At 33.7% G+C, this 19,020-nt stretch carries 18 protein-coding genes and 1 riboswitch; of the genes, 10 read left to right on the top strand and 8 right to left on the bottom strand.

Annotated elements, in window-relative coordinates; translation table 11 throughout:
- The first annotated feature begins 72 nt into the window (after window positions 1–72).
- From NH286_RS00655 to NH286_RS00645, 3 genes are all read left to right on the top strand, one after another.
- A complete protein-coding gene (locus NH286_RS00655; RefSeq protein ID WP_265236049.1) occupies window positions 73–237 on the top strand; it encodes a FeoB-associated Cys-rich membrane protein in 165 nt (54 codons plus the stop codon).
- 479 nt (window positions 238–716) lie between these two features.
- On the top strand, window positions 717–1,148 hold the full coding sequence (locus tag NH286_RS00650; protein ID WP_265236047.1) for a flavodoxin: 432 nt from the start codon (window positions 717–719) through the stop codon (window positions 1,146–1,148).
- A gap of 3 nt (window positions 1,149–1,151) precedes the next feature.
- A complete protein-coding gene (locus NH286_RS00645; protein WP_106460916.1) occupies window positions 1,152–1,697 on the top strand; it encodes a DUF3793 family protein in 546 nt (181 codons plus the stop codon).
- Between the two features lie 76 nt (window positions 1,698–1,773).
- Here NH286_RS00645 and NH286_RS00640 read toward each other — a convergent pair whose 3' ends face one another.
- The 3 genes from NH286_RS00640 to NH286_RS00630 are packed head-to-tail and all read right to left on the bottom strand — an operon-like array spanning window position 1,774 to window position 6,578.
- Window positions 1,774–3,540, bottom strand: coding sequence for an ABC transporter ATP-binding protein (locus NH286_RS00640; RefSeq protein ID WP_265236045.1), 1,767 nt, complete (start codon window positions 3,538–3,540; stop codon window positions 1,774–1,776).
- Window positions 3,530–5,398 carry an ABC transporter ATP-binding protein gene (locus NH286_RS00635; protein WP_265236043.1) on the bottom strand — a complete coding sequence of 623 codons (1,869 nt, stop codon included), beginning with the start codon at window positions 5,396–5,398 and terminating at the stop codon, window positions 3,530–3,532. Before NH286_RS00635 ends, NH286_RS00640 begins: the two co-directional genes overlap by 11 nt.
- The gene (locus NH286_RS00630; protein WP_265236041.1) at window positions 5,382–6,578 is read right to left on the bottom strand and encodes an ArsR/SmtB family transcription factor; all 1,197 of its coding nucleotides are present in this window, start codon (window positions 6,576–6,578) and stop codon (window positions 5,382–5,384) included. Before NH286_RS00630 ends, NH286_RS00635 begins: the two co-directional genes overlap by 17 nt.
- Window positions 6,579–6,745: 167 nt before the next feature.
- Window positions 6,746–6,850, top strand: a riboswitch (TPP riboswitch).
- A 183-nt stretch (window positions 6,851–7,033) separates the two neighbouring features.
- Between NH286_RS00630 and thiD the strand changes: the two genes are divergently transcribed.
- Window positions 7,034–7,852 (top strand): bifunctional hydroxymethylpyrimidine kinase/phosphomethylpyrimidine kinase, encoded by an 819-nt coding sequence (gene thiD, locus NH286_RS00625; RefSeq protein WP_265236162.1) that lies wholly within the window; start codon window positions 7,034–7,036, stop codon window positions 7,850–7,852.
- Complete coding sequence (cytX, locus tag NH286_RS00620; protein WP_265236039.1) at window positions 7,836–8,996, top strand: putative hydroxymethylpyrimidine transporter CytX; 1,161 nt, start codon at window positions 7,836–7,838, stop codon at window positions 8,994–8,996. Before thiD ends, cytX begins: the two co-directional genes overlap by 17 nt.
- A gap of 91 nt (window positions 8,997–9,087) precedes the next feature.
- On the opposite strand, the gene NH286_RS00615 is transcribed toward cytX, so the two are convergent.
- From NH286_RS00615 to tyrS, 3 genes are all read right to left on the bottom strand, one after another.
- Window positions 9,088–9,678: a sugar O-acetyltransferase gene (locus NH286_RS00615; protein WP_265236037.1), complete on the bottom strand. Its 591-nt coding sequence runs from the start codon at window positions 9,676–9,678 to the stop codon at window positions 9,088–9,090.
- Window positions 9,671–10,252, bottom strand: coding sequence for a protein adenylyltransferase Fic (gene fic / locus NH286_RS00610; RefSeq protein WP_265236035.1), 582 nt, complete (start codon window positions 10,250–10,252; stop codon window positions 9,671–9,673). Before fic ends, NH286_RS00615 begins: the two co-directional genes overlap by 8 nt.
- 70 nt (window positions 10,253–10,322) lie before the next feature.
- Window positions 10,323–11,573 (bottom strand): tyrosine--tRNA ligase, encoded by a 1,251-nt coding sequence (gene tyrS / locus NH286_RS00605; protein WP_265236033.1) that lies wholly within the window; start codon window positions 11,571–11,573, stop codon window positions 10,323–10,325.
- A gap of 299 nt (window positions 11,574–11,872) precedes the next feature.
- Here tyrS and NH286_RS00600 point away from each other — a divergent pair, with 299 nt between their 5' ends.
- Entirely contained in the window at window positions 11,873–12,163 is a 291-nt protein-coding gene (locus tag NH286_RS00600) for a hypothetical protein (RefSeq protein WP_265236031.1), read from the top strand.
- A gap of 135 nt (window positions 12,164–12,298) precedes the next feature.
- Window positions 12,299–13,342: a hypothetical protein gene (locus NH286_RS00595; protein WP_265236029.1), complete on the top strand. Its 1,044-nt coding sequence runs from the start codon at window positions 12,299–12,301 to the stop codon at window positions 13,340–13,342.
- 32 nt (window positions 13,343–13,374) lie between these two features.
- On the opposite strand, the gene NH286_RS00590 is transcribed toward NH286_RS00595, so the two are convergent.
- Complete coding sequence (locus NH286_RS00590; RefSeq protein ID WP_265236027.1) at window positions 13,375–14,262, bottom strand: helix-turn-helix domain-containing protein; 888 nt, start codon at window positions 14,260–14,262, stop codon at window positions 13,375–13,377.
- Between the two features lie 240 nt (window positions 14,263–14,502).
- Here NH286_RS00590 and NH286_RS00585 point away from each other — a divergent pair, with 240 nt between their 5' ends.
- The 3 genes from NH286_RS00585 to NH286_RS00575 all read left to right on the top strand — a co-directional run bounded on the left by NH286_RS00585 (window position 14,503) and on the right by NH286_RS00575 (window position 17,392).
- Window positions 14,503–14,880, top strand: coding sequence for a BlaI/MecI/CopY family transcriptional regulator (locus NH286_RS00585; RefSeq protein WP_265236025.1), 378 nt, complete (start codon window positions 14,503–14,505; stop codon window positions 14,878–14,880).
- A 2-nt stretch (window positions 14,881–14,882) separates the two neighbouring features.
- A complete protein-coding gene (locus NH286_RS00580) occupies window positions 14,883–16,256 on the top strand; it encodes a M56 family metallopeptidase (protein ID WP_265236022.1) in 1,374 nt (457 codons plus the stop codon).
- A 104-nt stretch (window positions 16,257–16,360) separates the two neighbouring features.
- The gene (locus tag NH286_RS00575) at window positions 16,361–17,392 is read left to right on the top strand and encodes a hypothetical protein (protein ID WP_265236020.1); all 1,032 of its coding nucleotides are present in this window, start codon (window positions 16,361–16,363) and stop codon (window positions 17,390–17,392) included.
- A gap of 658 nt (window positions 17,393–18,050) precedes the next feature.
- Here the strand turns inward: NH286_RS00575 and NH286_RS00570 are convergent.
- Entirely contained in the window at window positions 18,051–18,932 is an 882-nt protein-coding gene (locus NH286_RS00570) for an Abi family protein (RefSeq protein ID WP_265236018.1), read from the bottom strand.
- Window positions 18,933–19,020 lie beyond the last annotated feature (88 nt).

Below are 19,020 nucleotides of genomic sequence, written 5' to 3'. Positions count from 1 at the left end.
CAAGTTTAAAATCATAAATCAAGTAAAAGCTTAAATTTAAGTCAGCCCCCTTTAAGGGGGGCGGGCTTATAAATGAAAGGAAGAAAAATGAATTTACCATCATGGATTATCCTAATCTTAGTACTTGCAGCATGTTCTTATATAATCTACTCAAGATTTATCAAGAAAACATCAGGTGATTGTGGAGGCTGTTCAGGATGTTCTAGCCACAATGATCACAAATCTTGTTGCCACTAGGACTAGGCTAAAAATATTAAAAACGAAAATACAACAAAGATGCCAGGCATAAAGAAAAATATATAAGCCTATAATAGTTAATTTTAAAATTGACTAGAAAAGAAAAGTCAAATCTTAAAGGAATTAATAAATAGTCTTATGCTAAATTTCTGATGTCTAGGCTGGATACTTAATTTTTTTTGGAAGGCTTTTGATAAAAATTATCAATATCACATAAGCCTTCACAAGGCTCATCCCTTGACGATCAAATCTCTATTTCATTCTGATAGACTAAGTCAGGAAGAATCCGATAAAGATAGACTTAAATAGTATATAAATATGTCGAGGCGATGATTCAGATTAAACTTTATTTTTTTAAATAAAGTATGATATAGGTTATCATTATCATTATGATATCAAATATAAATCTTACCCGAAAGAAAAAGGGTACACATAGTTAGAATGTAACTAAAAAATATTAAAAATTTGGAGGAATAATTATGAGTAAAGTAGCAGTAGTATATTGGTCAGGAACAGGTAATACAGACATGATGGCAGATGAAATCACAGCCAAATTAAACGACCTAGGTCATGAAGCAGAAAAAATCTTTTCAGATAATTTCTCAGCTGATGATGTAGCAAACTTTGATGGTTTTGCCTTTGGTTGCCCAGCTATGGGATCAGAAGAGCTAGAAGATGGTTCATTTGAACCAATGTTTGAATCAGTAGAAGACAAACTTGGCGATAAACCAGTAGTCCTATTTGGTTCATACGAATGGGCAGATGGCGAATGGATGCAAAACTGGACATCTAGATGCCAAGATGACAATATCAACCTAGTAGCAGATGGTCTAATAGCTTATGATACTCCACAAGATGAAGATCTTGAAGCTTGCAGAAATCTTGCTGAAAGCCTAGCAAAAGCACTTTAAGCCATGGGTGAGTCCTATCTACTTAGCCACTGCACCCAAGTTCTAGCCAACATCAAGCCTGCCAACCTCTTCAGAATTGCAGGCAAGAGCAGGGAATATATCATAGACTTGTTAAAGGAATGGAATAAGAGATTTAATAAATTTGATATATATTTTAGACAGGTAGCAAAAAATGACAAGGGCTCACTGATATTTGTATATAGAAAAGATAAGTTACAAGCCTACCTAGCTGAAGATCAGATAAAAATATTCCTAAAGAGCCTAGACTATGAAGTTGAATCTCTCGATAAGTGCTTATCATGCGTTATTAAAAAACTATCATTAGGATATTTCCCCCATGAGATTGGATGCTTTTTAGGCTACCCATACGAAGATGTGGAAGGTTTTATCGCAAACAAGGGCCAAAACTACCTCTGCTGTGGATACTGGAAGGTCTACAGCCAAAAAGAAGAAAAAGAAAAACTCTTCGCCCTTTACGATAAAACAAGAAAGGCCTATATGGACACCTACATTAAAGGCCAAGATATAGATAAACTAGTAATTGTATAAAATCCTAAAAACGTAATATCATTGAATGTAAAAAAGACCTAAGAATTAGAATTTAGGTCTTTTTGCTTGGGTAAATTTATACAAAATACTTAGCCTGGGCCTTGTAGAGGTCGGAGTATTTATTTTTGTATTTCATGAGATTATCGTGGCTGTCGTAGGCTGCGATTTTCCCGTTATCTAGAAGGAGGATTTTGTCTGTAAACTTGGTTGAGCTCATCCTATGGGAGATGAAAATTGCGGTCTTATCTTTTGTCATTTCGTTAAAATGTTCATAGACCTGGGCTTCTGCTAATGGGTCTAGGCTTGCTGTTGGCTCATCTAGGATTATAAATTCTGGCTTGTGGTAGATGGCCCTGGCTATGGCAAGTTTTTGCTTTTGGCCAAGGGATAGGTCTGTGGCATTTTCGTAGATATCCTTGTTTAGATAGGTATCAAGGCCATTTTCAAGCGCTCTAACCCTCTCGTCCAGGTCTAATTCCTTTAAAATTTCGCTAACATTTTCCTCATCATAATCCATATTTCCAATAATATTTTCTTTTATTGTAAAAGGCATGATTGAAAAATCTTGGAAAACTCCGCTCATCTTCTCATAGAGGGAGGCCTTTGAGATATTTTTGATATTGACTCCATTGTATAAAATTTCTCCAGCATCGATATCAAAAAATCTTAGGAGAAGCTTAACAATAGTTGTCTTTCCTGCGTTATTTACACCTACAATAGAGATTTTCTCGCCCTTATTGATTTTAAAAGATATATCATCAATAATCTTTCTATCAGATCCTGGATAAGTGAAGGATACATTAATAAATTCTAGGCTTTCAAATTCTCCAGCTTCTTTTAAATTTTCTTCCTTGTCAGAATCTAGGATATAAAAATCATAGAGGGGCTCGAGGTTGACAAGGCTCATTATAAAGGCTGCTAGCTCAGAAAACATGGTCTGAAAGGCTGTCATGAAGTTTTCATTTGCAGCTATTATAGCAGAAAATGAACCAAAACTTATCTGTGGCCCGTAGGCTGCTGATAGGGTCCTCATTGCTACATAGGTGTAGGATATTAGCCTTAGAATTGATTCTAAAAAGATTTTTAGAGCGCCCATATTAGCTTCATAGGCAAATTTATCTTCAAAGCCAGCCATCATCTCATCTAGATATCCCTTGGTTTTTGATTTCATAAGAGGTCCTAGGTCAAAAACCCTAATTTCCTTTTGGTAGTGGGGACTTGCCATGAGGGAGAAATAATAAGAGAATCTCCTGTTTACATTTACAATCTCCAGGTCAAATTTGCTGGTGTAGGAAGACTCTTTGCCATTTACAAGGATTATTAAAAGGGAAATCAGTATTGAAAAACCAACCAAGTAAGGGGAGAAGGATATGATCACAAGGGCAGTTCCTATCATGGTTGTCACGCTTGTTATTATATCCTTAAGGCAAAATAGCAAGTTGTGGATAGCGCCCATATTAATAGCGGCATTGGCCTTTTCCTTTAGGTCTAGGGTGTGGGGATTTTCTATATTTTGATAAGTCAAATCCATTGCTTTTTTTGCAAGCTCAAAGGTCAAATAATCGTTAATCCCTTGGCGTCTTACAAATTCTTCCCTGTTTAGGAGTCTTTCTAGACTTTCTAGAAGGATTTTCCCAATAATTAAGAGTATTACAATTTTTATAAAGTCACCAGCTGGTCTTGGGTCAGTGATTTGGTTAATGAAAATCATTGGCACAAAGACATTTATCATGGTTGCTGCCGCAGGGGCCAAGGCATTTAGGATAATTACCGGTATATAAAGAGGATCGTTTTTTGCTGTGATTTTTGCAAAAAGCCAAAGGGCCCTTAATTTATTTTTCATTCTTTTCCTCCAAATAGTATTTTCTTTGGGATTCGTACATTTCCTTATAGAGCCCATCTTGTTTTAAAAGCTCTTCATGACTTCCATATTCTGTGATTTTGCCGCCATCAAGGAGCATAATTTTGTCACAAAATCTGGTAGATGCTAGTCTGTGGGAGATAAAAATTAGAGTCTTGTCTTTGCTGATTTCATCAAGGTCCCTATAAATTTTCTCTTCTGCAAGGGCATCAAGGGCAGCTGTTGGCTCATCCATGATTAATGCTCCTGCGTCCTTCTTATAAAGGGCTCTGGCTATGGCAAGTTTCTGATTTTCTCCACCGGAGAAAAGTGTACCATCATCGTGGATATTTCTGGTCATCTGGGTGTCAATTCCTTTTGGTAATTGGTCAAGCTTATATCCTAAACCTGCTTTTTTTAGTGAATCTATAACTCTTTCTCTGTCGATATTTTCATCGGTCGCTGCCACATTTTCTGCGATAGAAACTGCGAGGGGTTCTACATTTTGTAGTACTGTGGCAAAGGCAGCGTACCTTTCTTTTAAGTCAAGGTCATTAGCATTTGTACCGTTTATAAAAATTTCTCCTGCAGTTGGCTTATAAAGGCCAAGGATTAGGGAAACAATGGTAGATTTGCCAGCTCCATTCACACCAACAATGGCAACTTTCTCCTTTTGTCTAATAGTAAATGACAGATTTTCCAAAACATTTTTATCAGATAGGGGATAGGAAAAGCTCACGTTTTTAAATTCTATTGACATTGGTCCGGTAATTTTTTCTGATCCTTCTTCTGATTTTAAATCTACCCTTAGCATGTCAAAGCCATCCGATACATAAAGTAGGTTTGATCTGGTTTGGGCAATATTCATCACTAGATTTGAGATAACAGAGCTGTAGATTGCCACAGAAGTGATAATTAAAGTTAGGTTTTTTAGTGTGATTTGGTCTGCCAATATTTTTCCTGTTAGGAAATAAAAACAAAGGGCTTCGACTCCTACAAGGAGGACTGCAAGGATAGGGGATAGGTACATTTCAGGCTTGATAAAGGTCCTTGAAATCTTAACCACATTTGTCACAAGGGGTTTAAAACCCTCTATAAACTTATCTTTGAAAGAAAATACCCTAATATCCTTGGCAAAACGAAAATCGGATGCTTCCTTGTAATAAGCTTCGGTTTTTCTTTTGACCTTGTTAAGCTCTCCCATGTGGGCATGTCTATACTTGTCGGTGTAGGTTCTTATTGCCAGTTGGACTATTATCGAAATTATGGCAAGGATAAAAATAAGGGGAGAGAGCTTTGCCATAATCACTGATATTATCACAAAGGAGATAAGATTTGCCAAAAGCTTATACATATCGTGGTAAACTCCCTCAAGGCCTGTGACATTGTTAGAAAAAGGCTCAAAACCTCTGGAAAATTCTGCCATAAAGAGAGAATTTTCCCCAAGACCGTAGTCCATTTCCATAATAGGACCAGAAGCTTTGATGAAGGTAGATAGCCTAGTACCCATATAAGTCGAGTAAGTCCTACGTTCAATCTGGTTTGAAACCATGGAGCAGATGAAAATTATTAGGGTGTAGGCTAGGATTGTGAGAATCATTGTCCTAAGGTCTGTGTTTTTATCAATTAGATCTACCAAATAATACATGATAAAGGCTTGTATTACTGGAATTAGGCCTGCAGTTATAGGGTAAATTAAAAGCGATAATTTAATTTTAAGATTGTCCTTAAAAGGCACATAGGCCATCTTTAGAAGGTCAAAATTTGAAAGCTTATCGGCCCTTAGATATGATTTTATGACTTCTTCGTCCTTTAGATTTTGGGCGAGATTTTCTTTTAGGTTTTTAAGATTCTTTTCCATAATCTTCCTCCTTTATGTCTTTAGAAAATTCAGTCAGTTCTTCTATAACTTTTTCAAAACCAGGTTTTCTCAGATAATAATAAGTCTTCCTGCCCTCAATGTATGCTCCAATAAAGCCACAAACGTGAAGTTGGCTTATGTGGTAAGAAAGGGTGGCAGGAGTTATATAAAGCTTGTCAGAAAGCTCTTTTGCATAGTAATTTCTTTCTTTTAAGAGGTCTAGAATGTCAATCCTGGTTGGATCTCCTAGGATTTTTAGGTATTGGCTAAGGTGTTTTAGTTTATTTTCCTTTTTGACAAATTCTTTGCTAGAATAAATTCCAAATTTGATGAAAGCATCATCATAATCTTCTGATATGAATTGGATCATAGTCATATTCGGTGCAAGTATTAGGCCGTAGATATTAAGTGCCTCTTCTCTTTTCCTAAGAAAATCATTAAGACCAACTTGATTTATAAGGTCATAGACTTTTTTGTAGTCATCTTTTTCTATATTTTCAAAATGATCTGCAAAAATTTCTTCAATCATAGGAAAATTATTTGCTAAAATTTCACAGATTTTCTCAAGAAGAGGATAGAGTCTGTTATAAATTGATTTCTTATTAGAAAAAGATCTCAAAAGCTCCATAGAGAGATTATCTTCATAGGGAAGAGTAGGGATAAGGCTTAGAAAATCAGATTTTAAAGCTTTTGCCGTCCATTCCTTTATATTTGTTGATTTTAAGCCTGAATCATTTATATCGACCCCGACAAATCTTAAGAAAGATAGGTCAAATACAAGCTCAAAGAGGTCAAAGGTGAAATCTTTAATATCGAGGACGTTGATGTTTTGGAAAATTCCTGCAAAGAAAGGCAGATAATTACCGTCATTTTCTGAAAAAATGTAGAAAAGATTTAAAATATCTTCGTTTTGATTATTGAAAAAATCCTCAAGATAAGGAAGAGATTCTTTTTTTATTTTTTTAACATAATCTATATAAGTATCGTTGCTATTAAAAGCGATATCTATAGAAGTTAAATTTAAATCCTGTGAGTAGTTAAATCCTGGGTAAGAATTTTCAAAGGAAAAGAAATCTTTATTCTTGGCTGTGAGGTAGTTGGTATAAAGATAGATCATAAGGCCAGCTTCATTTACAAGTAGGGGTTTTCTTATTAGTTTAAAGTCCTTAAATTTTTTCATATTAGCTCCTTTATTCGATTTATATCTAATAATATTTTTTATCTTCGATTTCTATTAACTTAATTATAAGACAAATTACATCTAACTTCAATAGGTCTATATTCGATATTAATCTAATGGATAATAGGAAAATTTTCCTTGACATTATTTCCTATAAGTTTTAAAATTGATGTATACAAGGGAGTTCTTTCTAAGATCTGAGAGGAGGTTATAAACCTCGACCTTACCTGATTTGGGTAATGCCAACGTAGGGATGTGTACAAATTTTACTCACTCTTATGAGAGCTTATTAAGACAGGCCTTGCTTGTCTTATTTTTTTGTAAATTTTTAAGAAAGGAAGATTCTTGCCGAAAATCGGCAAGCTTGCTAGGCAAGTAAAAATAATAAGCGTTAGATTGGGGGCACCACCTTCTATCGCTATAGAAAACAATGTAAGGAGATTTTTATGACAGAAATGAAAAAAGCATTGACCATTGCGGGTTCAGACTCCAGTGGAGGCGCCGGTATACAAGCAGACATCAAGACTATGACAGTCAATGGGGTTTTTGCCATGAGTGCGATCACAGCCCTAACTGCACAAAACACAACCGGCGTAAGTGATATTTTAGAAGCAAGTCCAGAATTTTTGAAAGAACAATTGGATTCGGTTTTTACGGATATTTTTCCAGATGCAGTTAAGATTGGCATGGTTTCATCAAGTGGCCTAATTGAGGTAATTGCAGAAAGGCTTATCCATTATAAGGCCAAAAATATTGTTGTAGACCCAGTTATGGTTGCAACAAGCGGGGCAAAATTATTACAAGATGATGATATCAAAACCCTTGAAGATGAGCTCTTTCCACTTGCAGATGTCCTAACACCAAATATCCCAGAAGCAGAAATCCTAATCGGTAGGAAAATTACTTCTATAGAAGATATGGAAGAGGCTGCCAAGGAGATTTCATCAAAATATAAGTGCGCAACTCTCCTAAAGGGCGGCCATGCCTTAAATGATGCCAATGACTACCTCTATGCAAAAGGGGAAGGCAAGTGGTTTGATGGCAAGAGAATTGATACGAATAATACTCACGGAACAGGCTGCACTTTATCATCAGCAATCGCCTCTAACCTTGCCAAAGGATATCCAATGGATGAAGCAGTCAAAAAAGCCAAGGATTATATCTCAAAAGCCCTTGCAGCAGGCCTTAATTTAGGTAAAGGCTCAGGTCCAATGAACCACGCCTTTGATATAAAAGAAGAATACAAGGAGGTCTATGATGAAAAAGACTTCTAATTTTGAAAATGGCCTCATCTGGTTTGGGGCTGGGGTTTCCATAGCGGAAATTATCACAGGTACCTATTTTGCACCACTTGGCTTTAAAAACGGCCTTATGGCAATCCTCATCGGTCATTTGATAGGGGCAGTTCTCCTATATTTGGCAGGGATAATCGGAGGTATGAGCGAAAAATCAGCCATGGAGACGGTTAAGATGTCCTTTGGCCAAAAGGGCGGCCTATTTTTTGCCTTTTTAAATGTATTGCAACTTGTAGGATGGACTGCCATTATGATCTATGACGGGGCAATTTCAACATCCCACGTCTTTACTACAGGCCATATTCTTTGGGCTCTTGTTATTGGACTTTTGATCCTAGTTTGGATAAAAATTGGAATTTCAAATCTTGGCAAGCTAAATACAGTTTCCATGTCACTTCTATTTATCCTAACTATTGTCCTTTCCTTTAAAATCCTAAAGGGAGTTGACTTTATGTCAGAAGCAACAGCAGATGCCATGAGCTTTGGTCTTGCTATTGAGCTTGCCATAGCTATGCCAATGTCTTGGATGCCACTTATTTCTGACTACACTAGAGAGGCAGAAGAGCCAAAGGCTGCAACGCTCACATCAACTCTAACTTACAGCCTTGTATCAATTTGGATGTATGTGATAGGAATGGGCATGGCCCTTCTTACAGAGGAAAGCGACATAGCCATGATTATGGTTAAATCAGGTCTAGGCCTTGCTGCCATGCTGATAATTATCTTATCTACAGTTACAACCACCTTCCTAGATGCTTATTCTGCAGGTATCTCAGCCGAATCCCTATCAAAAAAAGTGAACGGCCAAAAGATAGGCATAATTGTCACAATCATAGGCACAATCGGGGCGATAATTTTCCCAATGGATGATATAACAGACTTCCTTTACCTAATAGGTTCTGTTTTTGCTCCAATGATTGCAGTCCAAATAGCAGATTATTTTATACTAAAAAAAGATGTCACAGGCTGCGACATCTATGTCAAAAATATGATAATTTGGCTAATTGGCTTTATCATCTATAGGATACTCTTAAAGATGGATATCTTTATAGGCTCAACCATAGCCTGCATAGTAATTGTTCTAATCCTAAAAGTAATCGTAGAAAAATTAATAAAAGACTAAATAATTATAAGCAAAAACTGACCCCAAAAGTTCAGTCAACTATAGACAAAAGTCTGACTGAAATCAAAAGGTCAGTTTTTAATTGGATATTTTATTTAAAATCCCAAGAAGTTTTCTTATCTTCTTCGGTGATTTGCCTATAGACCTTGCAAGGGTTGCCAAAGGCCAGGCTATTATCGGGTATGTCCTTATTTACAAGGCTGCCTGCTCCTATTACTACATTTGAACCTATATTGACCCCTGGCATGACAGCGACATTTGCCCCAAACCAGACATCATCGCCAACTGTAATTGGGTGGGCATATTCAAGCCCCTTATTTCTCCTGTCCTTATCTATAGGGTGGCCAGCTGTTGAGAAGGTACAATTTGGGGCGATAAAGACATTATCTCCAAAACTAACCTTTGCTCCGTCAAGGATTATGAGATTGTGGTTGGCATAAAAATTTTCCCCGATAGAAATATTGTAACCATAATCACAATAAAAAGGCCCTGTAAAGAAGAAATTCTTCTTAGTCTTTATCCCTAGGTCGTGGATGATTTCCCTAAGGGACTTCTCATCTGATGGAAGGCTTGTATTGTATTTAAAACAAAGGTCCTTGGCCCTTAGCCTGTCTATTTTTAATTCCTCATCGTAATTAGCATCATAAAGGATGCCCTTAAGCATTTTTTCTTTTTCAGTCATGGTTTTCCTTGTCAATTTCTCTTATAGATATGTCATAGAGGTCTTCGTATAGGTAGGATTTGTCGATTCCTTTCATGAAAACTTCTCTATCTTCTATTTTATCTGTGAGTGCAGATTTTAAAAGATGTTTTATTTCAAGTGTATTTACAACAGATCTCTCTATAGCGGAAAGATAGACAAACTTATCAATCTTGTCCCAATCGATGCATTTACCTAGGTTTTTCTTTAAGATAAGGTCAAGCCAAATCCTAGTCGCTCTTCCGTTTCCCTCACGAAATGGGTGTGCCACGTTCATTTCTACATACTTATCAATAATCTCATCAAAACTATTTTCTGGCATTTTTTCAATGATAGATAGATTGGACTCTAGAAAAAGAAGGGGGGCAAAGCGGAAGGAGCCCTTAGATATATTTACAGTCCTGATTTTTCCAGCAAAATCAAAGACATCTTGGAAGAGGTAGGCGTGGATATCTGCTAGGGATTTGAAAGTACCCACTTCAAAATCATCTATAAGGCCAGTATCCCAAAGCTCTATGGCTCTTTTTTTGCTCAAATATTCTTCATTCTTGTTCATAGGCCCTCCTTCCTTTTTATAAATTATACTCTTAGCCATGTAAAAAAGCAGACCCTAGGGTCTGCTAATCTTAGGCTAATTCCACCTTGTGGAAGTTTTTCTTGCCTTTTTTGATTATTATTCTATTATCTTCAAAGATTTCTTCTGTTACTTCGAAGGCTGGGTCTGTAATTTTTTCGTCGTTGATTGATACGCCGCCTTGTTGAACTGTTCTTCTTGCTTCACCGTTTGATTTGGTTAGGCCTACTTCTGTCATTAGGGCTAGAAGGCCTTTTGGTAGGTCAGATGCAGAAATTTGTGTGGTTGGCATGGCGCTTTCATCGCCTTTGCCTGAAAATAGAGCTTTTGCTGCGGATAGGGCTTCATCTGCCTTTTCCTTTCCATGAACTAGTTTTACTACTTCGTAGGCTAGGGTTTCTTTGGCCTTGTTGATTTCTGTTGCATCTGTTGCAGAACCTAGTCTCTTACATTCTGATGTTGGTAGGAAAGTAAGTTGAAGGAGGAATTTCTCCACGTCCCTGTCATCGACATTTCTCATGTATTGGAACATTTCATATGGTGAAGTCTTCTCTTCATCTAGCCATACAGCTCCCTTTTGGCTCTTGCCCATCTTTACTCCATCTGCTGTTGTAAGGAGGGAGAAGGTCATTCCATAAGCCTTGCCATCTTCGTGTTTTTTGATTAGATCTACTCCGCCGATGATATTTGACCATTGGTCAGAACCACCCATTTGAAGGGTTACGTCATTGTCCCTATACATCTTTAAGAAGTCGTAAGATTGCAATAGCATATAAGAAAATTCAAAGAAGGTTAGGCCGCCTGCTGCAAGTCTATTTTTGTAGGCATCTTTTTTAAGCATTTCACCTACCAAGAATTCGCTTCCTACATCCCTTAAAAATTCTAGGAATTTAAGGTCAAGGAGCCAATCCTTGTTATTAAGCATGGTTGCCTTGCCGTCAGAAAAGTCCAAGAATCTTTGAAATTGCTTATAGAAGCAGTCAGCATTGTGGTCGATTCTTTCAACTGTCATAACTTGGCGCATATCGCTTCTTCCAGATGGGTCACCGATTAGGGTTGTACCTCCACCAAGAAGGGCAACTGGCTTGTGGCCGTAGTTTTGCATGCGCATCATAACCATAATTTGGATAAGGTGACCAACTGTAAGTGAATCTGCTGTAGCATCAAAGCCACAGTAGAATTTCACAGAATCATTTGCAAGGATTTTTTTTAGTTCTTCTTCGTTGGTAGCTTGTTCATAGTAGCCACGATCTACTAGTTCATCAAAAACATTATCGTATTCTTTTTCGTAAGTAAATTTCATCTTTTTTCCTTTCTTAAAATAAGCACAAAAAAAGAGCATAAAAGCGCAATAAATGCGGTACCAGCTTTTTTTATACTCTGCATATGGGACAGGCGCCCATATTCGCCTTAAACAAAATGAAAGTGTAAGTTCAGATAAGTTATTTCAAACCATCCTACTGGAATTCATTGTAAGTTTTTTCTTACATCTACTTAACACTAGAAAGGCTATTTTGTCAACAATTACTAGTTTATTATTGACAGAATATGTTTTATCCCATATTATGGTATTGTAATAATTTTCAAATATTGGAGGAATATATGAAAGATTATCCAAAACTTACAGAAGATAAATTAGATGAAATAATAGGAAATTTACTTGAAGAAAAGTCTATAAATGAAAAGGAAAAAGAGGTTCTACTTGCATATAAAACAAAGAAAAATGTGAGTTTTTTAAGGAAAATTAAAGATTTAAAAGTGTCTATTAACAAACTTCAATTAACAGATGGTTTTGATTCTATAAGTAAAGAAATACTAGATTTATATACAGAGATAATGAGGCAGTATCCAACAACAGGACTTTCATCAATTTTTAATGGGCTTATAAAATAAATATAGAACCATAGTCAGTTAGGATTAGTTTGTTTTTTTTAACCATCATACTTTAATGTAATAATTAATTACTCAAATTATAAAAACGGGGTATATTTATAATAAGTAAAGACAAGAAAAAAGAAAGGAGCAAGCATGAAAAAGAAACTTATAGCATGTGCTCTTATAGTTGCCATGCTAATGCCAAATGTGAGTGTCTTTGCTGATTCTAACAAATACACAGGCGAGGGCTTTGGTAAGGGTGATTATTCTTATGAAGATGGGATGTATTTGCCAGCCCTATATCATTTTGGTGTGACAAAGGGCAGACAAGTCCACCCATTTGGGGAAAGCAAGGTTGGAAAGATTTCTAAAGAAGAAAAGCAAGAAATTTTGGCAAGACCTAAGGTAAAAAACTTGATCAAGGCCTACAATTCTTTTTACCAAACCATCATAAAATGGTACAAATATGGTGATAAGAGAATCGACAGGTGGAAAGAAGTCAAAAATATGACAGATCCAGTTTTTGGTAAATTAAATAAGGCGCAATTTTTAAAGATTTATACCACTGGGGCTATGACCCTCCAAAAAGTACGTGACTATTTTGATTATATGGGTCTAGTAGAAAGCGACTACACATATCAAGAGACACTTAAAATGATCGATAGGCCAGAGCTAAGTTTTGAAAATATAATCTCTTGCGGAGAAGGGGACGATATAAATTATAATCAAGGCATATCAAGCCCTAAATTAGATGCTCAAAGCAAAGAGCTTGCCGATAAGAATTTGGTAGACCTAGTAGAAAAAACCTTACAAGGAATAGGTGGTTATAAAATAGAAGCTCCTGTTGAAATCCTAGGCAAGTCTGACAAGGGAGCCTATGATGAAAGGCTATTTATTGAAACTTATTTGGTAAATGATAAGTCACAAATTCTCTTTCAAGTAGCAGGCAAAGGCTCTAAAGTTTTAAATGATTACAGGCTTCCTGATAAGAAAAAATCAAAAATTAATGGTCAAGATGTGATTTTATCAGCTTATACAGGTGGAAATTTATATAGGGCAGAGTTTAAAATTCTTGATAATGACTATGTCATAGAAACAAAAAACCTATCAGAAGATGATTTCTTGTGGACTGTAAAGAAAATCATGGATAATATTGTAAATATTTCAGCCCTATCATCAGTAAAGCTCGACTTTTAATAGTCGAGCTTTTAAAGTTGGTATATAAAAAACTATGGCATTATGAAATTTTTATCATCATTTGCCTTTAGTTTATATTTTTCTAATAGAAGATTGTATACTTGTTCGTTGATTTTTTTAGCTGTATCAAGAGTAAGCCTTACATATTTTTTATATGCTAAGGATAAGTCATATAAAATTATGGATTTTTGGTAAAGCATAATTGGAGAAATCGGGTTCTTATTATTTGTCCTTATTGATTTATTTATGTAATAAAGGGCCAGGTAGGATTTATCCATACTATAATAGGTATTTGAGATATTGTGGTATAAAATTGAGTTTAAATTATCATTATCTAGTTTAGCTTTTTCAATAAATTTTAGACAGGCCAGCCTATCATTTTTATTGCTAAGACATATAGCGTAATTCATCAGTAACCTATAATCGATTATATCATAGGTATTTAAGTTAAGATCAGCAAAATCAAAGGTCCTACTGACATTTAAAGCTTCAATGATAAGAGCCATCTTTTTATTCTTATACTCTTTTATTTCTATGGATTGAAATAATAAGATTAATTTCCTAGCCTTGTTTTTAATTATTTTTCTTTGGGAATTATTTTCGATTTCTCTTAGCATATCTACTTCATAAGCCTGACTAGACCCAGCATACCTATCTTTGGCATTAAGATTTTTAACAAGCTTATTAATTTGCTCAGAATCTTCTAATAGAAGATAAAGATAATCCTCCACAAGATCTACATTAAGTATTTCAGAAAGCACTTCAAGCTTATCTAAATCAATATCAACCTTGCCATTTTCCATATTAGAAAGAGTTTTGACGTTGATAAAAGAACGATAAGAAAGCTCCTCCTGGGTCATATTATTTTTTTGTCTTAGATTTTTTAAAAGTTTTCCAAACTTATAATTATTCTTATTCATATAATCACCATTTTCAATCATATCACATTATCAGGCAAAAGTCCATGTATAAATTATACCTTTACCTTATTTTTTAGTAATCTATAATAAGATTAGAGAAAAATTTAGGCTTTTTTGTAAATTATTAATTAATTAAGTCTTGCATAATTTCAAAAAAAATGATCTTTTCAAGATGAAAACAAAATATTCAAAGCGAGAATGATATATCGATTGAGAATGGATTTGTATTAGGAGGAAATTATGGATTTTTCTGATGGGGAATTAATGGTTATGGAACTACTCTGGCAAGGGGATGTTTTAGATGAAAATGGAGAGATAAAAGCTATTGATTTAGCAAAAGTTTTAAAGGATAGATACAAAACAAGCAAAACTTCAGCTTATACTTTTTTTGGTAGACTTATAGATAAAGGAGCTATTTCAAGGAGGTATCCAAATTACACCATAAGTGTCTCAGTATCTAGGGAAGATGCTCTATACGATAAACAAAAGGAAGTCTTTAATAAGCTATTTAAAGGCTCATTATTAAATATGTGCAAGACCTTTTTGACTAATGAAAAAATATCAAAAGAGGAATTGGATGAAATGAGAAAACTAATTGATAGTTTCGATGAGGAATAGAAGTGATAGTTACTATTGTATATCAAATGGTAATAGAAAAGGCCATTAAGAGTACGTGGATATTATTTTTGATATTACTTTTTAGGAAAAGACTAAACATAAAATCATTTAAATCATCTACTGCTATATTATGGATTTTTTTTCTTTTGTATTTAATAATACCTTATGGGATTAGATTCCAATTTGAGAATAATTATGGAAATGGTTTATTATTCAAGTTTATAAAAGTGGCCATTTTTGTAAATGACAAAATATATGTAACAATGATGTTCATAGGTTCATTTTTATATCCTCTTAACCGAATGATTTTGTCCTTACCGCTTTGTATATACCTAATTTATAAAATATATATTTTTAAAAAAGTTATTAATAATTCTAAAATTTATGAGGATAAGAGAATATTAAATACTATTAGATCATTCAATCTAAAAAGACAAGTTAGGGTCTATATAAATGATGATCTGAAGTCTCCTATTACATTTGGTGTACTAAGGCCTAAAATAGTTATACAAAGAGAAGTTATAGAAGATACTAAACTTCTTGACCATGTTCTTATTCATGAGCTAATGCATATAAAAAAATACCATATTATTTTTAATCATATCGTAAATATATTATCTTGCATCTATTGGTTCAACCCTATCTTTTGGCTTAGCATAAAAAGAGCTGAACAAGATATTGAAATTAATTATGATAAAGAAGTGATTAATAAATTAGGTGATAGTAGAAAAATTAGAAAAGATTATTGTAAATCATTACTTAAGTTTATGGAAATGAATTTTTATAAAAATAGCTTTTATTTAAGAATGAATCCAAATAAAGAGAGGATAGAGGTTATGAAAAATTATAAAACAACAATAAATGGGATAATAGGTTTTATAATAATATTAGTATTAAGTATGCCAGCTTATGCAAGTGTAAATTATATAGATTACGATAGGGTTACATTAGTAGAAGGAGCAGCGGTTGAAGATGAAGTTATAGGTGATGATAGGGTTGAGATAATAAGTAATAAGGAATATGAAAAGTTAGACTTAGGAGAAGTATCAACTGATTCGCTAAGGTCCGCAAATATAAATAATAGAATTATAGTTCCTATATGTGAGTTTGTTGTGTATAAATTTAATATGAAATCTAACACTACAAATAATCATGATAGTTTCACCATAAAATTTTCTAACATGAATTCACGAGACAAAGTAGCTTATAGGGTGGTAATTAGAGAAGGTGGAAAAACGTTTTATAATAGAAGATTTTCTAGAGATATTATTTTAAGTTTTCAAGCTAATATAAATTCTTCTTATAGTGTAGTAATTTATAATGATTCAGATAAAGAATTAACTGGAAATGTAAATATTAATTCTTACAAAAAATAATTATATGGAGATAGTTATGAAAAGGATAAACCCAATGAGGTATAAAAATGGAGACTTATTAGCTTTATAAAAATTGTGAGCAAGAAAAATAAGAGGAGGAGATTATGAAAAAAATTATTTTAGCGTCTGTATTAGCTTTTGCTTTTTTAACAGCAAATGTAGAAGCGAGTGAGGGTGTTCTTGTAAATGATTATGTAAATACTGAGACCTATCCTGAAGGAAATACTCTTGAAAATGACCTTAAGAAAGAGAAGGAATATTTAAAGGGGATTTTTGATTTTGACTTTGACCTTAATCAGTCTTATGAACTAAGAAAAAATACAGGAGAAAAAACTTATCTTTATACAGAAGATAGTCTTGTGACTAAGGATGGGCTTGATATTTCCTTTAGGTATGGACCATATAGCAAGGATTACGAAAAGGCTGCAGCATCCTTTAAAAAAAGTAAGATTAAGGGATTAGATGCATTAATTTCTAGGGCAGGTGAATTTAATGGAGGCAAGGATTCTGTTTATTCTGCTGATTTTAAATTTGATGGAATCTATTATAGTCTTACCATTAGGGGAACTAGTGAAGGTGATTTTGTTAAAATTCTTGAAAATTTAATCACAAAAATCTTATATGACATGCCAAGGGGAGATGCTTCTTCTGAAAATGTGATAGACCTTGATTTTAAGGGAGATTCTTCTTATGCTGAGGGTATGTATCTACCAGAGATGTCAGTTTCAGGAAAATATTATTTTGAAAATGGAGAGGCTATTAATCCATATGGAAAAAGCAGGGTAGGTAAAATTTCTGAAGCAGAGAAAAAGAAAATCCTTAATAAAAAACAAGTTAAAAAACTAATTAAATTATATAACAGGTGTTATAGAACAACTGTAAAACTCTACAAGTACGGAGAAAAAAACATTGAAAAGTGGAAGAAAGTCAATAACATGACAGATCCTGTATTTGGAAGTTTTTCTAAAGAAAAATGGGTAAATCATTATAATAAATCTATAAGCGTCCTATCCAATGTTAAGTACTATTTTTATAGACTAGGCCTAGATGATGCTGATTTTACAGAAAAAGAAACCTATGATTTGATAGGAAAAGATACTAGGTTTGTGCTTACACTTAATAAGTACAAAAAATGAGAGAAATTTTATTAAAATAAGTTAAATAACTAATAAATTAGCCTGGCCTAGTTAAGCTTTGTCCAGGCTAAATTTTTGAAATGAATAAGTTAATTAAATGCGAGTTTATTAATAAGTGATTAGAGTGGTTCACGTATTGGGAGACTTGTCTACAGATGGTGTAGAAAGTTTTATAATGAAAATTTATAGGAAAATTGATAGGGCCAAGATAAAGTTTGATTTTTAATCCATAAGCTTAAAAATGATAAGTACCGCCAATAGCTCGAAACACTTGGTAGAAGACTTTTTCTCATAATCATGGACCCCAAAATTATTCTAAGTTTAAGACTTTTTTAAGAAATGCATTTACAAATCAATTATTATAATATTCAGATTTAAAGCTTGACTTTTCAGACTAGGTTGGACTGATTTTTTTGAAAGGGCGCTTATATTAAAATAAATAATGTATAGATCTTGATCTGAAAACGTGGACCCAAGAAATAATAAAAAGTAAGACCTATCATAGGGAAGAACAATTAGAAAAAATAAAAGATGCTATTTATGGTATAAAATTAAGCGCCTTTGACCTTAGTTTTTTGTATTACAGACTAGTAGATTATAAATTCTAGTGATAGAGCTTGATAAACATGTCAAGCTTTTATTTTTAAACAGGGTGTTTTTAAAGAATATTCCTCCAATTTTTAGGAAAGCCCATAAAGCTATAGTTAAAGCATCCTTGATATTTGTTAAAGGTGTTTTTTAAATCTTTTAGAAGTGATTTCCATTGGTTATTTGAGTTTAGAATTCTCTTTATAATTAAAAGAATAGGGAATATTTTATTTTGTTTGCCTTTGTATTTTTCATTTTCAGAATAAAGTCGAGGATTCTCCTTTAATGGCATATTATAGAGTCTTGTGTAATGGGCGCAAATATTTCTAACTTCAACTAAGCACAAAATCCAATTTTTTAAATACTTAGGGTATGTGTTGTAATAATTTGAAATTTCTTTTTGATCTTCGTCTTTAAGAATACTAAATAGAGAAGATAAATTTCCAAAGGACATGAGCTCTACAGATACCCATATAGGGAACTTCCCCTTATATTTTTTAATATGATGTCTAACAAATGGCTTATTTCTCTGTCTATATATTTCTTTATTGAGATTGTTAATAATGATGGAATATATTGTATGGCCTTCTTTATTTGTTTTATAGATGAAATTATTTTCCTTGTTGAGGACATCGGGCCCATAGTTAATAGCTAAGTGGTAAGCAATTTGTGTCCTTAGTTCAATTTCTATTTGTTCAATCGTCCTTATTAGATTATTTTTAAACTCACTATCAAAACAATAAAGGCTAAAGAGATCTTCTATACTGATATAATTTTTGTAATGTTCTTTATTGTCGTACTTTTTAAGTCCAATTCCATAGCCCGAAAGTCTATAATAATTTACTTTTTTTAAAATTTCTTCAGCACATTTATAATTAGAAATCAATAAATTATGATCGTTTTTTAGTTTTAGAATCTGTTCTTTATAGCTTAACGCTGGTTTTGATTCCATATAAGAACTCCTTGATATAAAAAAAGCCCTCTCCGTGGTCCGCATGTAAAGTTTACATTAAGCGTGGAGAGGTTCTGTTAAGTTAATT

Origin of the sequence: Anaerococcus sp. NML200574 (genome assembly GCF_026131665.1) — a bacterium.
GTDB lineage: Bacteria > Bacillota > Clostridia > Tissierellales > Peptoniphilaceae > Anaerococcus > Anaerococcus kampingae.
This window is presented reverse-complemented; position numbering and strand designations above follow the sequence as displayed.

What these genes read in the sequence shown, in the direction of transcription:
- fic (WP_265236035.1), bottom strand. Translation starts at nt 10,252, where the DNA reads ATGAACAAGAATGAAGAATATTTGAGCAAAAAAAGAGCCATAGAGCTT.
- NH286_RS00590 (WP_265236027.1), bottom strand. Translation starts at nt 14,262, where the DNA reads ATGAATAAGAATAATTATAAGTTTGGAAAACTTTTAAAAAATCTAAGA.
- NH286_RS00655 (WP_265236049.1), top strand. Translation starts at nt 73, where the DNA reads ATGAAAGGAAGAAAAATGAATTTACCATCATGGATTATCCTAATCTTA.
- cytX (WP_265236039.1), top strand. Translation starts at nt 7,836, where the DNA reads ATGAAAAAGACTTCTAATTTTGAAAATGGCCTCATCTGGTTTGGGGCT.
- NH286_RS00630 (WP_265236041.1), bottom strand. Translation starts at nt 6,578, where the DNA reads ATGAAAAAATTTAAGGACTTTAAACTAATAAGAAAACCCCTACTTGTA.
- NH286_RS00640 (WP_265236045.1), bottom strand. Translation starts at nt 3,540, where the DNA reads ATGAAAAATAAATTAAGGGCCCTTTGGCTTTTTGCAAAAATCACAGCA.
- NH286_RS00595 (WP_265236029.1), top strand. Translation starts at nt 12,299, where the DNA reads ATGAAAAAGAAACTTATAGCATGTGCTCTTATAGTTGCCATGCTAATG.
- NH286_RS00600 (WP_265236031.1), top strand. Translation starts at nt 11,873, where the DNA reads ATGAAAGATTATCCAAAACTTACAGAAGATAAATTAGATGAAATAATA.
- NH286_RS00575 (WP_265236020.1), top strand. Translation starts at nt 16,361, where the DNA reads ATGAAAAAAATTATTTTAGCGTCTGTATTAGCTTTTGCTTTTTTAACA.
- NH286_RS00585 (WP_265236025.1), top strand. Translation starts at nt 14,503, where the DNA reads ATGGATTTTTCTGATGGGGAATTAATGGTTATGGAACTACTCTGGCAA.
- thiD (WP_265236162.1), top strand. Translation starts at nt 7,034, where the DNA reads ATGAAAAAAGCATTGACCATTGCGGGTTCAGACTCCAGTGGAGGCGCC.
- tyrS (WP_265236033.1), bottom strand. Translation starts at nt 11,573, where the DNA reads ATGAAATTTACTTACGAAAAAGAATACGATAATGTTTTTGATGAACTA.
- NH286_RS00645 (WP_106460916.1), top strand. Translation starts at nt 1,152, where the DNA reads ATGGGTGAGTCCTATCTACTTAGCCACTGCACCCAAGTTCTAGCCAAC.
- NH286_RS00570 (WP_265236018.1), bottom strand. Translation starts at nt 18,932, where the DNA reads ATGGAATCAAAACCAGCGTTAAGCTATAAAGAACAGATTCTAAAACTA.
- NH286_RS00615 (WP_265236037.1), bottom strand. Translation starts at nt 9,678, where the DNA reads ATGACTGAAAAAGAAAAAATGCTTAAGGGCATCCTTTATGATGCTAAT.
- NH286_RS00650 (WP_265236047.1), top strand. Translation starts at nt 717, where the DNA reads ATGAGTAAAGTAGCAGTAGTATATTGGTCAGGAACAGGTAATACAGAC.
- NH286_RS00635 (WP_265236043.1), bottom strand. Translation starts at nt 5,398, where the DNA reads ATGGAAAAGAATCTTAAAAACCTAAAAGAAAATCTCGCCCAAAATCTA.